At 71.5% G+C, this 13586-nt stretch carries 14 protein-coding genes and 2 pseudogenes; 9 read left to right on the top strand and 7 right to left on the bottom strand.

Annotated elements, in window-relative coordinates:
* The first annotated feature begins 14 nt into the window (after positions 1-14).
* The 3 genes from AB8Z75_RS07615 (at position 15) to AB8Z75_RS07625 (ending at position 2770) form a co-directional block, all read left to right on the top strand.
* Complete coding sequence (locus AB8Z75_RS07615) at positions 15-1052, top strand: ketoacyl-ACP synthase III (RefSeq protein ID WP_369200626.1); 1038 nt, start codon at positions 15-17, stop codon at positions 1050-1052.
* A 72-nt stretch (positions 1053-1124) separates the two neighbouring features.
* Positions 1125-1373: an acyl carrier protein gene (locus tag AB8Z75_RS07620; RefSeq protein ID WP_369200627.1), complete on the top strand. Its 249-nt coding sequence runs from the start codon at positions 1125-1127 to the stop codon at positions 1371-1373.
* 131 nt (positions 1374-1504) lie between these two features.
* Positions 1505-2770, top strand: a complete 1266-nt coding sequence (locus tag AB8Z75_RS07625) for a beta-ketoacyl synthase (protein WP_369200628.1) — start codon at positions 1505-1507, stop codon at positions 2768-2770.
* A gap of 61 nt (positions 2771-2831) precedes the next feature.
* Here AB8Z75_RS07625 and AB8Z75_RS07630 read toward each other — a convergent pair whose 3' ends face one another.
* Complete coding sequence (locus tag AB8Z75_RS07630) at positions 2832-3749, bottom strand: NAD(P)-dependent oxidoreductase (RefSeq protein ID WP_369200629.1); 918 nt, start codon at positions 3747-3749, stop codon at positions 2832-2834.
* A gap of 198 nt (positions 3750-3947) precedes the next feature.
* The gene (locus tag AB8Z75_RS07635; RefSeq protein WP_369200630.1) at positions 3948-4442 is read right to left on the bottom strand and encodes a DUF3145 domain-containing protein; all 495 of its coding nucleotides are present in this window, start codon (positions 4440-4442) and stop codon (positions 3948-3950) included.
* Positions 4443-4749: 307 nt separating this feature from the next.
* Between AB8Z75_RS07635 and AB8Z75_RS07640 the strand changes: the two genes are divergently transcribed.
* The gene (locus AB8Z75_RS07640) at positions 4750-5718 is read left to right on the top strand and encodes an SGNH/GDSL hydrolase family protein (RefSeq protein WP_369200631.1); all 969 of its coding nucleotides are present in this window, start codon (positions 4750-4752) and stop codon (positions 5716-5718) included.
* A gap of 126 nt (positions 5719-5844) precedes the next feature.
* On the opposite strand, the gene AB8Z75_RS07645 is transcribed toward AB8Z75_RS07640, so the two are convergent.
* Together AB8Z75_RS07645 and AB8Z75_RS07650 are read right to left on the bottom strand one after the other, a co-directional pair.
* On the bottom strand, positions 5845-6273 hold the full coding sequence (locus AB8Z75_RS07645) for an organic hydroperoxide resistance protein (protein WP_369200632.1): 429 nt from the start codon (positions 6271-6273) through the stop codon (positions 5845-5847).
* A gap of 119 nt (positions 6274-6392) precedes the next feature.
* Positions 6393-7442: an NADP-dependent oxidoreductase gene (locus tag AB8Z75_RS07650; protein WP_369200633.1), complete on the bottom strand. Its 1050-nt coding sequence runs from the start codon at positions 7440-7442 to the stop codon at positions 6393-6395.
* 88 nt (positions 7443-7530) lie between these two features.
* Here AB8Z75_RS07650 and AB8Z75_RS07655 point away from each other — a divergent pair, with 88 nt between their 5' ends.
* Together AB8Z75_RS07655 and AB8Z75_RS07660 are read left to right on the top strand one after the other, a co-directional pair.
* Positions 7531-8037 (top strand): MarR family winged helix-turn-helix transcriptional regulator, encoded by a 507-nt coding sequence (locus AB8Z75_RS07655; RefSeq protein ID WP_369200634.1) that lies wholly within the window; start codon positions 7531-7533, stop codon positions 8035-8037.
* 172 nt (positions 8038-8209) lie between these two features.
* A pseudogene (locus AB8Z75_RS07660) lies at positions 8210-8744 on the top strand (transcriptional regulator); the annotation flags it as partial.
* A gap of 245 nt (positions 8745-8989) precedes the next feature.
* Here AB8Z75_RS07660 and AB8Z75_RS07665 read toward each other — a convergent pair.
* Positions 8990-9562, bottom strand: coding sequence for a TetR/AcrR family transcriptional regulator (locus AB8Z75_RS07665; protein WP_369200635.1), 573 nt, complete (start codon positions 9560-9562; stop codon positions 8990-8992).
* A 122-nt stretch (positions 9563-9684) separates the two neighbouring features.
* Here AB8Z75_RS07665 and AB8Z75_RS07670 point away from each other — a divergent pair, with 122 nt between their 5' ends.
* A complete protein-coding gene (locus tag AB8Z75_RS07670) occupies positions 9685-10113 on the top strand; it encodes a nuclear transport factor 2 family protein (protein WP_369200636.1) in 429 nt (142 codons plus the stop codon).
* Positions 10106-10948, top strand: a complete 843-nt coding sequence (locus AB8Z75_RS07675) for an NmrA family NAD(P)-binding protein (protein WP_369200637.1) — start codon at positions 10106-10108, stop codon at positions 10946-10948. The genes AB8Z75_RS07670 and AB8Z75_RS07675 overlap by 8 nt, the downstream gene beginning before the upstream one ends.
* Before the next feature lie 281 nt (positions 10949-11229).
* Here AB8Z75_RS07675 and AB8Z75_RS07680 read toward each other — a convergent pair.
* Positions 11230-11385: pseudogene (locus AB8Z75_RS07680) on the bottom strand (helix-turn-helix domain-containing protein); the annotation flags it as partial.
* A gap of 113 nt (positions 11386-11498) precedes the next feature.
* The gene (locus tag AB8Z75_RS07685) at positions 11499-12611 is read right to left on the bottom strand and encodes a Ku protein (protein ID WP_369200638.1); all 1113 of its coding nucleotides are present in this window, start codon (positions 12609-12611) and stop codon (positions 11499-11501) included.
* Positions 12612-12641: 30 nt separating this feature from the next.
* Here AB8Z75_RS07685 and ligD point away from each other — a divergent pair, with 30 nt between their 5' ends.
* Positions 12642-13553, top strand: coding sequence for a non-homologous end-joining DNA ligase (ligD, locus tag AB8Z75_RS07690; RefSeq protein WP_369200639.1), 912 nt, complete (start codon positions 12642-12644; stop codon positions 13551-13553).
* Positions 13554-13586 lie beyond the last annotated feature (33 nt).

Raw genomic sequence — 13586 nt, forward strand, 5'->3', positions numbered from 1 at the left:
GGAGTCCCGAGAGCATGACCGCGAAGATCAAGCCCGCGCAGGGCTCCCCCTACGCGCGCATCCTCGGTGTCGGCGGATACCGTCCGACCCGCGTCGTACCGAACGAGGAAATCCTCAAGCACATCGACTCCTCCGACGAGTGGATCCGCTCCCGTTCGGGCATCGCCACCCGGCACTGGGCGGGCCCGGAGGAGACGGTCGCCGAGATGACGCTGGAGGCCGCGGGCAAGGCCGTCGCAGCCGCCGGCATCTCGGCCGCGCAGGTGGGGGCGGTCATCATCTCGACCGTCTCGCACTTCAAGCAGACGCCCGCCATCGCCACCGAGATCGCCGACCGGATGGGGGCGGGCAAGGCCGCGGCCTTCGACATCAACGCCGGCTGCGCCGGCTTCGGCTACGGCCTCACCCTCGCCAAGGGCCTGATCGTCGAGGGCAGCGCCGAGTACGTGCTGGTGGTCGGCGCCGAGCGGCTCTCCGACCTGACGGACCTGACGGACCGCTCCACGGCGTTCCTGTTCGGGGACGGCGCCGGCGCGGTCATCGTCGGCCCCTCCGACGAGCCCGCCATCGGCCCCTCGGTGTGGGGCTCGGAGGGCGACAAGCGGGACGTCATCTCGCAGACCGTGCCCTGGGACGGCTACCGGATCGGTGACGTCTCCCAACTGCCCCTCGACGAGAAGACCGGCGAACTGAAGTTCCCCGCGCTGCGCCAGGAGGGCCAGACGGTCTTCCGCTGGGCGGTGTTCGAGATGGCCAAGGTCGCCCAGCAGGCACTGGACGCCGCCGGGATAGCGGCCGAAGACCTCGACGTCTTCATTCCGCACCAGGCGAACATGCGGATCATCGACTCGATGGTCAAGACTCTCAAGCTGCCCGAGCACGTCACGGTCGCCCGCGACGTGGAGACCACGGGCAACACCTCGGCTGCCTCCATCCCGCTGGCGATGGAGCGGCTGCTGGCGACGGGGAAGGCCAAGAGCGGCGACACCGCACTGGTCATCGGCTTCGGGGCGGGTCTCGTCTACGCAGCCACGGTCGTTACCCTCCCCTAGTCACAATCCGAGCAGCCCCGCACGACAGGGTCGGGCGCTGCGGACTCACCGCAGATACGAAGGAGCGCCGCAATGGCCGCCACTCAGGAAGACATCGTCTCGGGCCTCGCCGAGATCGTGAACGAGATCGCCGGTATCCCCGCCGAGGACGTCAAGCTGGAGAAGTCCTTCACCGACGACCTGGACGTGGACTCGCTGTCCATGGTCGAGGTGGTCGTGGCCGCCGAGGAGAAGTTCGGCGTGAAGATCCCGGACGACGACGTCAAGAACCTCAAGACCGTCGGCGACGCGACCGACTACATCCTCAAGCACCAGGACTGACTGACGCGGCAGCGCCCGCCCGCGCGGGGGCGCTGACCGGCGCAGCAGTACTGGGAAGACCGTTGACGCGTTTGTCGCCACCCGGCTCCGGGTGGCTCAAACGAGTCACCCCTACCGTGGAGAGAAATCCAGTGAACGCGACCAAGACTTCCGTGGTCGTCACCGGTATCGGCGCAACCACACCGCTGGGTGGCGACAGCGCATCGACCTGGGAAGGACTCGTCGCCGGACGGTCCGGTGTCGCACCCCTCGAGGAGGAGTGGGCCGCCGACCTGCCTGTGCGGATCGCCGCCAGGGCCGCCGTCGAGCCGGGGGAGAGCATTCCCCGCCCCCAGGCGCGGAGGCTGGACCGCTCGGCGCAGTTCGCGCTGATCGCCGCCCGCCAGGCGTGGGCCGACGCCGGCTTCACCGCCCGCGCCGGCGAGGAGACGGCCGTGGACCCGGACCGGCTGGGAGCCGTCGTGGCGTCCGGCATCGGCGGGGTCACCACCCTGCTCGACCAGTACGACGTGCTCAGGGAGAAGGGCGTCCGCCGCGTCTCCCCGCACACCGTGCCGATGCTGATGCCCAACGGCCCCTCGGCCAACGTCGGCCTGGAGGTGAACGCGCGCGCCGGTGTCCACACGCCGGTCAGCGCCTGCGCCTCGGGGTCCGAGGCCGTCGGCTACGCGATCGAGATGATCCGCAGCGGCCGGGCCGACATCGTGGTCGCAGGCGGCACCGAGGCGGCCATACACCCGCTGCCGGTCGCCGCGTTCGCCAACATGATGGCGATGTCCAAGAGCAACGACGACCCGCAGGGCGCCTCCCGCCCCTTCGACACGGACCGCAACGGGTTCGTGCTGGGCGAGGGCGCCGGCGTGATCGTCCTGGAGTCGGCCGAGCACGCGCGGCGCCGGGGCGCGAGGGTCTACGTCGAGGCCGTGGGCCAGGGCATCTCCGCCGACAGCCACGACATCGTGCAGCCGGAGCCCTCGGGCAACGGCATCGCGCACGCCCTGGAGAACCTGATCTCCAGGAACGACCTCGACCCGGCCGAGATCGTGCACATCAACGCGCACGCCACCTCCACCCCCGCGGGTGACCTGGCGGAGCTCAAGGCGCTGCGCAAGGTCTTCGGGGACGACATGGACCACATGGTCATCTCCGCGACCAAGTCGATGACCGGCCACCTGCTGGGCGGCGCGGGCGGTGTCGAGACGGTGGCCACGCTGCTGGCGCTGCACCACCGCACGGCCCCGCCCACGATCAACATCAAGAACCTGGACCCGGAGGCCGACGGCGACATCGTCCGCGACACCGCGCGCGAGCTGCCGGCCAGCGGCCGGATCGCCGCGCTGAACAACTCCTTCGGCTTCGGCGGCCACAACGTGGTGCTGGCCTTCCGCACGGTCTGACACACCTCGTACAGCGGGTGGGGGCGGTCTCCTCAGGGGGCCGCCCCCACCCGTGTCACGTTCAGGACGCGCCGCGGGCGTCGCCCCTGCCGTGATCGGAGGAGGTGAAGGACGCGAAGAACGAGGCAGCCGCGTCGTCGGCGCCGTGCCCCTGTGCCTCCGCCCGGCGCAGCCGCTCCGCGAGCGCCGGCGTCGCGTCCAGCCGCACGCCCGCCTGCCGGGCGGCACGGGAGATCAGGTCGGCGTCCTTGCGGGCCCCCGAGAGCGGGAAACTCGCCTCATAGGCGCCCTCCAGGATCAGCCTGGCCTTCGCATGCAGGTACGGGACGTCCAGCGGGCCGCCCGCCACCGCACCGAGCACGTCGCGCGGGTCCACGCCCAGCCCCTCGGCGAGCGCCAGTGTCTCGGCCGTGCCGTTGATGAGGGTGAGAACCCAGTTGTTGAGCACCAGCTTCAGCCTGCTGGCCGCACCCGGCTCCTCCCCCAGCCACCGGGTACGGGCACCGATCGCGTCCAGGACCGGCGCGACCCGCTCCCGCAGGTCCGAAGGACCGGATACCAGCACGGTCAACTGCCCCGCCTCGGCGGGCTCCCTGGTGCCGAGCACCGGCGCGTCCAGCAGCCGCAGCCCCCGCTCCTCGGCGAACCCGGCGAGCGGAACCAGCCCGTCCGGGCCGACCGTGCCGGCCTGGATCCACGGCGTTCCCCCGGCGGCCCCGAGGGCGGCGGCGCGCATGACCTCCAGCACGGCCGGACCGTCGGTCAGGACCGTCAGGACGGCATCGGCACCGCGTACCGCCTCGGCCGCCTCGGCCGCGACGGAGACACCGTGGGCGGCCAGCGGCTCGGCCCGCTCCCGGGTACGGTTCCAGGCGCGGACCTGAAGCCCGGCGGCGGCCAGGTTGCGGGCCATGGCGGCGCCCATGATGCCGGTACCGAGCACCGCGACCGAGGACACAGGGGAAGTTTCGTCAGCCATGCGGGAACCGTAGGGGCTGAAGCGCGCTCCGGCCCCAGCGGCACGCGTCCAGGAACGGCCGCTTCGCCGCCCGGGCCGGCAGCTCCCGGACGCGCCCGTGCGGGTCGGCAGCCCCTGGACACACCCGTGCGGGCCGGGCCGCAGCCAGTCCCGCACAGTGGGCCGGGCCGCGGAGTGACCGGCGGAGGGGGCCGGGGGTCAGACGACCTGGTGCAGCCAGCGGACCGGGGCGCCCTCGCCGGCGTAACGGAACGGTTCCAACTCGTCGTCCCAGGGCTTGCCCAACAGCTTGGCGATCTCCGCCTCCAGGTCGCTCTCGCCGCGTCCGGCGCGGGCGACGGCGGCGCGCAGCCGGTCCTCGGGGATGAGGATGTCACCGTGCATGCCGGTGACGGCGTGGAAGATGCCGAGGCCCGGGGTGGAGCTGTAGCGCTCGCCCTCCGCCGTGGCGCACGGCTCGGAGGTCACCTCGAAGCGCAGGAGGTGCCAGCCGCGCAGCGCGGAGGCCAGCTTGGAGGCGGTGCCGGGATCGCCCTGCCAGGAGAACTCCGCACGCCAGGTGCCGGGCGAGGCCGGCTGTCTGATCCAGTCGAGATTGACGCGGGCGCCCAGGACGCCCGCGACGGCCCACTCGACGTGCGGGCACAGGGCGCGGGGCGCCGAGTGGACGTACAGAACTCCACGTGTCGTCACCGGGACCTCCAGTGCGCTGCGAAGGTCGCCACCGGGCGGCCTCGATCATCTCTCGGTCACGCGCCGGACGAGCGCCTGACATTTTGCACCACCGGTCACTTCCCTACCAGCTCCCGAGGTTACGAATAGTAAACACCACTGCGCCCAATTCTCCCCGAAAGGGACAGGTTGTGACGCGAGGTAATATTTATTTCGTCGCTGTGCCCGCGGTCGCACCGGCTGCACCGGTCTGCGGAACAAGCTACCGCGCGGCGGCGCACGGTAGGTGACGTACCGTCGGTAGGGCACCAGCGAAACAGGGGGTCGCATGCCGGACAGCCACGAGGCGGCGAACGCGCGCCCCAGCCGACCCCGGCTTCCCCGCTCACGGCGCTCCCGCGCGGCTGCCATCTGCGCTTTCGTCCTCGTCACCGTCGCCGGGCTGGTGCTCGCCGTGGCCTGCGGCGGCGCGCCGGACGGGGGCGACCGGGACGGCGCACAGCGCGCCGACGGCTCCGCGCGCCCCCATGCCGAGCCCAGCCCGCGTCGCGTCTGGGACCGCTCGCCCGCATCGCTGGCGGCCGTGGGCGACTCCATCACCCGCGGTTTCGACGCCTGCTCGCTGCTCTCCGACTGCACCCGCGTCTCCTGGGCCACCGGAACGGCGGACGACGTCAACAGCCTCGCCCGTCGGCTGCTGAGCGATCCGAAGGGCAAGAGCTGGAACTTCGCCGTCAGCGGCGCCGTCGTCGCCGACCTCCCGCAGCAGATGCGCAAGGCCGCCGCGAAGGAGCCCGACATGGTGACCGTGATGAGCGGCGCCAACGACGCCTGCCGCCCCACGGTGGAACAGATGACCGGCGTGGCGGACTTCCGCGCCGACTTCCAGGAGTCCCTGCGCGTCCTGCGCTCCGCCTCGCCCCGCACCCAGGTCTACGTCTCCAGCGTCCCCGACCTCAAGCGGCTCTGGCAGCAGGGCCGCACCAACCCCATAGGCCAGCGGGTGTGGGGGCTCGGCATCTGCCAGTCGATGCTCAAGGATCCGCAGTCGATGGACGCGGCGGACAAGCAGCGAAGGCAGCAGGTCCACGACCGGGTCGTCGCCTACAACGCCGTCCTCAAGCAGGAGTGCGCGAAGGACCTGCGCTGCCGCTACGACAACGGCGCCGTCTTCGACTACCGCTTCACCCCCGCCGAACTGAGCAGCTGGGACTGGTTCCACCCCAGCAAGGCGGGCCAGCGCAGCCTCGCCGAGCTCGCCTACGAGGAGATCACCGAGAAGCGCCCCACCGGCTGAGACGGGTGCGCCCCACCGGCTGACACCGGTGGGGCGCTGCTCACGAGCGACGACATCCGGGCAGGGGACACCACCCACGCTGCGGCGTCCCCGTTCCGGAGCCGGACGAGCCGGACGAGCCGGGGCTCAGCCGACGTGCAGCGTGACCTCGATGTTGCCGCGGGTCGCGTTGGAGTACGGGCACACCTGGTGGGCCTTGTCCAGCAGGTCCTTGGCAGTGGCCTCGTCCACGTTCGGGATGGTGGCCTTGAGCGCGACGGTGAGACCGAAGCCGCCCTCGGGGGTGTTGCCGATACCGACCTCGGCCGTGACGGTCGAACCGGCTATGTCGGCACCCTCCTTGCGGGCCACCACGCCGAGCGCCCCCTGGAAGCAGGCGCTGTAGCCCGCCGCGAAGAGCTGCTCGGGGTTGGTGCCCGCGCCGCTGCCGCCCATCGCCTTGGGCGGGTTGACGACGACATCGAGCTGACCGTCGTCGCTGGCGACGCGGCCGTCACGGCCGTTCTCCGCGGTGGCGACGGCGGTGTACTTGACGTCGATGGGCTGGATTGCCATGTATGTCCTCCTGTTGGTGGCACAGCCGGGGGAACTCGCGCCCCTGTCCCCACCGGTGCGACGACCAGCGTATGCGCTGTGTCCACCGGTGGGGCAGCCAGGCCCTTTCGTCCCGCGGCTCAGTCGCCGAGGGTGACGATCATCTTGCCGATGTTCTCGCCGCGCAGCAGGCCGAGAAAGGCGTCCAGGGTGTTCTCCACGCCCTCGACCACCGTCTCGCGGTACTTCAGTTCGCCCGAGCGCACCCAGGCGGAGACCTCCTGCACGAACTGCGGCTGGAGGTCCTGGTGGTCCATGACCAGGAGACCCTCCATCCGGAACCGCTTGGCGATGATCTGAGCCAGGTTGCGCGGGGCCGGGGTCGGCTCGGTGGCGTTGTACTGGGAGATCATGCCGCACACGGCGATCCGGCCGTGGAGGTTGAGGGCTCCGATGGCGGCCTCCAGGTGCTCACCGCCGACGTTGTCGAAGTAGACGTCGATGCCGTCGGGGGCCGCTTCCTTCAACTGCTCGGCGACCGGGGCCTTCTTGTAGTTGATCGCCGCGTCGAAGCCGTACTCCCCCGTGAGGACTTCGGCCTTCTCGTCCGAGCCGGCGGAGCCGATCACCCGGGAGGCGCCCTTGAGTTTGGCGATCTGGCCCACCTCGCTGCCGACCGCCCCGGCGGCACCGGAGACGAAGACCGCGTCGCCCGGCTGGAAGCCGGCCACCCGGACCAGACCCGCGTACGCGGTCAGCCCTGGCATACCCAGCACGCCCAGGTACGTCGTCAACGGCGCGGCCTCCGGGTCCACCTTGGTGGCGCGCTGGGCGGCGAGCGTGGCGTACTCGCGCCAGCCCAGGTCGTGCAGCACGTGCTCACCCGGCGCGAAGCCGTCTGCGCGGGAGGCGAGGACGACACCGACCGCGCCGCCGTACATCGGCTCGTTCAGCTTGTACGGCGCGACGTAGGACTTGGCCTCGCTCATCCGGCCGCGCATGTACGGGTCGACGGACAGGTGGAGGTTGCGGACCACGATCTGCCCTTCGGCGGGCTCGGCGACCGGCTCCTCCCGCAGGGCGAAGTCGTCCGGGGTGGGCCAGCCCTGCGGGCGCGCCGTCAGGTGCCAGGCACGACCGGTCTTCGGGAGCGGGCCGGTGCCGGAGTGGGGGGAAGCGGATGGGGTCACGGTGGCGCCCTTCCTCGTTGTTTCAGGTCCTGAAACAACCATGCTCCTGAATATTTCAGGTTGTCAAGCAATGCGTTAGGCTGGTCGTATGGCAGCGGACACTCCTACCCCGGACGTGCGGAGCACCGAAACGGCCGAGGACGCGCTCGACGTCGAAGTGGCCGGGCTGATCGGCACGGTCGTGACGCGCTACCACGAGGAGTACGAGCTGGCCGCCTCCGCGCACGCGCTGACCGGCGCACAGGCCCGGGTGCTCACCCTGCTGGCCCGCGGGGCCACGCCCATGCGGCGGCTCGCCCGGCAGCTGAAGTGCGAGCCGTCCAACGTCACCGGCATAGTCGACCGTCTTCAGACGCGCGGCCTGGTCGAGCGCAGGCCGGACCCCGCCGACCGCCGGATCAAGCTGGCCGCCGCCACCGAGGAGGGCCTGGCCACGGCCGCCCGGCTGCGTGGCGAGCTCGGCTTCGCGGGGGAGCCGCTCAAGGGGCTCACGCCGGTCGAGCGGACCCTCTTGCGCGACCTGCTGCGACGCATGCTGGGAGAAGAAGCCGGCGGGGAGCCGCCGCGCGACGGGATGCTCCCGACCGACCGCTAGATCGCCTGTCTACCGAGCCGGCTCGCCCCGTTCATCCGGTCAGGCCCCCGCGGGGCGTTCCTCCGGATCCGCGTCAGCCCTCGGGGCGTTCCTCCGCGACACGTCACCTCTCAGCCTGATGGAGGAGGCCCTCGCGTGGCGCCGGGCGCCGACCGAGGAGGAGCGCGCCGCCCCGTACGTCGTCGGCCTGGATATCAACGTCGCGTTTCTGGCGGCGGCGAACCGGCTCACTGTGGGCCGTGGGCCGTGGGCCGTGGGCTGTGGGCCGTGGCCGTGGGTGCACACCGACGGCCCGGCCTTCGATAAGAAGCTTCCGGGTACGTGGCTGGTCGACCTGTCCGGCGTGCCCCTGCGCACGAAGGATCTCCGCACGAAGGATCTCCGCACGAAGGAGTGGATCGACCTCGACCCGCGCCTTCCCTCCCCGTTCACTCCGACCGGCGAGGCGCCGTCCGGGCCCGCCTGGTACTCGACTCCGACCCTCGCCTACGCGCAAGAACTGGGCATCGAGGTCCGGCCGACCGAGGCGTACCTCCGCCCCGACTGCGGCGGGTACCTCGACCTGTGGCACAACCGGCTGCGGGACGCCTACATGGACACGTCGACGGTGAAACAGCGCGACCCTAGCGCCGTGGCGCTGCTGACTGCGATCAAGCAGACCGCGCAGGGCGGGCGGTATCGGCAAGATGCGGGAGAAGCCCCTGGGCATGCGCATGCGCATGCCCATGCGCAAGCGCGAGCAGCGAAACGCGCCGTGGGCGGCCCTCAAGCGCCCGACGTGGCGCCCGATATCCGCGCGACGGTCATCAGCGCCGCTCCCCGGCGGTTTCCGTCTGGGCCCGAACCCGGGGTACTGCAAGGAGCGTCCGCCGGGGGGGGGGAGCGGCGGCCTCGACTTCGCCGGCGAGGACCAGGCCGGGCTCGGCCGCGATGACCTTGTGAGGGGTGGCCCCTAAGGCAGCACCGATGCGACGTACGCCCCGAGCCGCTCGCGAATCTCCTCGGCGGTAAGCCCCTCCTCTCCCGCCAACTGCGTGATCAGGTCGGCCCGTACGGCGGCCAGCAGCACATGCGCGAGATAGCTCGCGCGCCCCGTCCCGGTCAGTTGCTCAAGACCGTCGCGCAGTGTCGCGTGCATCCAGGCGTACGACGGGGCCTGGTACGGGCTCGAAGAGCCCGTCTCCTCCAGGGCGAGGTAGAGCGCCCGGTTGTCGAGCTTCGCGCCTGCCACCGCGTCCAGCACGGCGGGGATCCGCTCGCGCGGCGGTGTGCCGGGCCCGAGCGGCGGCGCCCCCTCGGCGATGGCCTCGCGCAACGGGGCCGTGCGCCGCTCGGCGAGCGCCTGGAGGAGTCCGGCGCGGTCGGTGAACGCGCGGAACACGGTGCCTTTGCCGACGCCGGCCGCCGCCGCGACGGAGTTCATGCTCACTTCGGCGGGGCCCTCGCGCTCGAAGAGCGCCTCTGCCGCGTCGAGTACGGCCTCCCGGTTGCGTACGGCGTCGGCGCGCGTACGGGGCTCGCGCATGTCGAACGCTCCTCTCGTCCTCTTGTCGCGACTTGCCATCCGGACCGGCGGTCCGTATAGTCGAAGCTGTAACGGACCGCCGGTCCGTATCGTACGTGAAATCGTAGGCGAAGGAGCCGGAGATGGCAGACGCCGCCACCCCCGAGCAGGTTTTCAGGAACGGGATGAGCCTGCTGGTGAAGAACGACTTCGAGGCATGGGCGGGACTGTTCGCCCAGGACGCGGTCATGGAGTTCCCGTACGCACCCGAGGGCGCCCCGCGCCGCGTGGAGGGCAGGGCGGCCATTGCCGCCTATATGCGGCCCTTCCCGGAGCACATGGAGGTGCGCGAGCTGACGGACCTCGTGATCCACACGACGGGCGACCCCCGTACGGTCGTCGTCGAGTTCGGCTCCGCCGGGCGCGCCGTCGCCACGGACGAGCCGTTCGCGATGTCGTACGTCGTGATCCTCACCGTCGAGAACGGCCTTATCACCCGCTACCGCGACTACTGGAACCCGCTCGACGCGCCGGCGTCGATGCGCCAGGGCTGGGACCGCGCCAGTGCCTGAGAACGGGACCGTCCTGGTGACCGGCGCGACGGGCACCACCGGCAGCCGGGTCGTCGCCGCGCTGGCACGGGCCGGCCGCCCCGTACGGGCCGCGAGCCGCGCGGCCCGGCCCGTCGGCGGCGCCGAGCCGGTCGCCTTCGACTGGTACGACCCCGCCACCCACGACGCCGCGCTCGACGGCACCGAGGCCGTCTATCTCGTTCCGCCCGTCGGCGCGAGCGACCCCGGCGAGGTGATGCTGCCCTTCCTCGACCGCGCCCGGCGCGCGGGCGTGCGCCGGGCCGTGCTGCTCAGCTCCTCCCTGGTCGAGTCCGGCGGTCCCGCCACGGGCCCCGTCCACGAGGCGCTGCCCGGGGTGTTCGGGGAATGGGCGGTGCTGCGCCCCTCCTGGTTCATGCAGAACCTCACCGGGCAACACCCGCACGCCGAGGGCATCCGCGATGAGGGGGCGATTGTCACGGCCACCGGCAACGGCCGGATCGGCTTCATCGACGCCGACGACATCGCGGCCGTCGCGGCCCGCGCCCTGGCCGACCCCGAGCCCCCGAACACCGACTGGATCCTCACCGGACCCGAGGCCCTGTCGTACGACGACATCGCCCGCACCGTCTCCGAGGTCACCGGCCGCGAGGTGCGCCACCGCCCCGTCTCCGGGCGGGAGCTGCGGGAGCGCTACGCGCGGGAGATGCCCGACGCCTGGGCGGCCTTCCTCGCGGACCTGGACCAGCGGATCGCCGAAGGCGTGGAGGACCGGGTCACCGACGCCGTCGCCCGCGTCACGGGCCGCCCGCCCCGTTCGTTCGCGGAGCACGCGCGGACGTACGCCACCCTTTGACTGCGCATGGGGTGGGCCCGGAGGTGTCTCCCGGTCCACCCCATGTCGTATGTGACTCAGGCGTTGGTCCCGCGTCGATCACCTCACCGAGCCGCTGCTCGATCTAGGGCGCCGCAATCTCGCGACCGCCGAGCGCCTCGTCTCCGCGCCGACGGAGGAGGAGCGCTGAGGGCGGCGGCGCGGGCGTAGGCGCGGATCCGCTCCTCCCGGGGCGTCAGGCGGCAGCTCGCGCAGCGTACGGACGTCACCCCTCAGGGCGTTTCTTCGAGGCCCAGCACCCCTCAGGGCGCTCCCAGTTCGCCGCGCAGCCGCATCGAACGGAGCACCAGTTCGAGCTCGAAGCGGCTGTCGGGGTCGTCGATGTCGTCGCCCCACAGTTCGCGGATCTGCCGCAGCCGGTAGCGGACCGTCTGAGGGTGGCACCGCACCGCCGCTACGTGAACTCGGCCCTGTTCCTGCCGGAGGGGCGCAGACCGGAGCCGCACGGGTAACCGCCCGCCCTTCGGCGGCGCATCGCCATGTCCTCCGCCCGCCGTCCACCGTCCGCCGTTCAGGCGGTCTTGCGGGGGCGGCCGGCCTTCTTGGCCGCCGTCTTCTTCGCGGCGGAGTCCTTCGTGGCGGACTTCTTCGTGGCGGACTTCGCGCTCTTCGCGGCGGGCTGCTGCTTCGCGGCGGACTTCTTGGTGGCCCCCGCCTTCGTCCCGGCCGCCGTCTTCTTCGCCGCGGACTTGCCCGAGGCGGACTTCTGCGAGGCCGTCTTCTTCGCCGCGCCCTGCTTCGCCGCGCTCTTCTTCGAGGCCGCCTTCTTGGCCGGGCGCTCACCCGCACGGCGCTCCGCCAGCTCGTGGACCGTCGCCTCGCCGCCCTCTCCCGCCTCCCGCCCGCCGCGTGCCTCCTGCACACTGCGCTCCAGCACGGACATCAGGTCCACGAGCTTGCCGCCGCCGGCCTCCGTCCTGCGGCGCAACTCGTCGGGCGGCGGCTCGACCCCCTCGGCCTTGGCCCGTACGAGCTCCTCCAGCGCCTCCCGGTACTCGTCCCGCAGATCGCTCCAGTCGAGCTCGCCCAGCGTCTCCATCAGGGTGTCCGCCAGATCCAGCTCCTGGTCCCGGACGGCGACCTGCCCCTCGGGCGCCACACCACTGGCCGACCGGATCTCGTCCGGCCACAGCATCGTGTGCAGCGCCAGCGCATCCTCGTACACCCGCAGCATTCCCAGGCTCTCGCGCGCCCGCAGCGCCAGCTTGGCCACGGCGACCTTGCCCGATCTCTTGAGGGCCTCACGCAGCAGCACGTACGGCTTGTCGGCGCGCTGGCCGTCCGCGGCCAGGAAGTAGGAGCGATCGAGCTGGATGGGGTCGATGTCCTCGGCGGGGACGAAGCCGAGGATCTCCACCGTCTTCGCGGTGGGGAGGGGAAGCGCCGCCATGTCGTCGTCGGTGAGGAGGATGGTGCGGCCCTCCTCCGTCTCGAAACCGCGGCCGATCTCCTCGCGCGGGACCTCCTGCTCGTCCAGCTCGCACACCTTGCGGTAGCGGATGCGGCCCCCGTCGTCCGTGTGCACCTGGTGGAAGGAGACGCTGTGGTTCTCGGTGGCGGACACCACCTTGATCGGGATCGAGACCAGCCCGAAGGAGACGGTCCCTTTCCAGATTGAACGCATACTTTGTCCCTTCTATGGGACTCTCAGGTTATGCCGCACACGGAGATCGGGGGCCACCGGCTGGCCCTCAGCAACCTCGACAAGGTGCTCTATCCGGCGACGGGTTTCACCAAGGGAGAGGCGATCCACTACTACGCCTCGATCGCCGACGCCGTCCTGCCTCACCTCGACGGACGCCCCCTCTCCTTCCTGCGCTACCCGGACGGCGTGGAGGGTGAGAAGTTCTTCACCAAGCACGTCCCCCCGGGCACGCCCAGCTGGGTGACGACCCGCAAGATCAACGTCGTCAGCAGGGAACCGCTGCACCAGGTCCTCATCCAGAACGAGGCGACGCTGGTGTGGGCCGCGAACCTGGCCGCACTGGAACTGCACACCCCGCAGTGGCAGTCCGACCACCAGGCCAAGGCCGACCGCCTCGTCTTCGACCTCGACCCCGGCGAGGGCGCCGACATCCTGGACTGCCGCACCCTCGCCGACTGGCTGCGCGCACGCGCCGCCGACGACGGCATCACCCTGCTGCCCAAGACCACGGGATCGAAGGGCCTGCACCTGATCGCCCCCCTCGAGCGCACACCGTCCGACCAGGTGTCGGCGTACGCGAAGAAGCTCGCACAGGAGGCCGAGGCGGACATGCCAGAGCAGGCGGTCAGCAAAATGGCCAAGAACCTGCGCGGCGGCAAGGTCTTCGTGGACTGGTCCCAGAACAACCAGGCCAAGACCACCGCCGCGCCCTACACCCTCCGCGCCAAGGACCGGCCTACCGTCTCCACGCCGCTGACCTGGGACGAACTCGCCGCTGCCAGGAAGCCGGACGACCTCGTCTTCCTCACCTCCGACCTCCCCGCCCGCATCGAGGAACACGGCGACCTGCTGGCGCCCCTGCTCGCGGAGGAGAAGAAGGGCAGCCGCAAGAAGGACGCCCGCGGCCGGATTCCCCGGTAGCGCGGCGACAGCCCGCCCCGCCCCGGGCCGCGC

This window comes from Streptomyces sp. PU-14G, from assembly GCF_041028275.1.
In the GTDB taxonomy this organism is placed as follows: Bacteria; Actinomycetota; Actinomycetes; order Streptomycetales; family Streptomycetaceae; genus Streptomyces.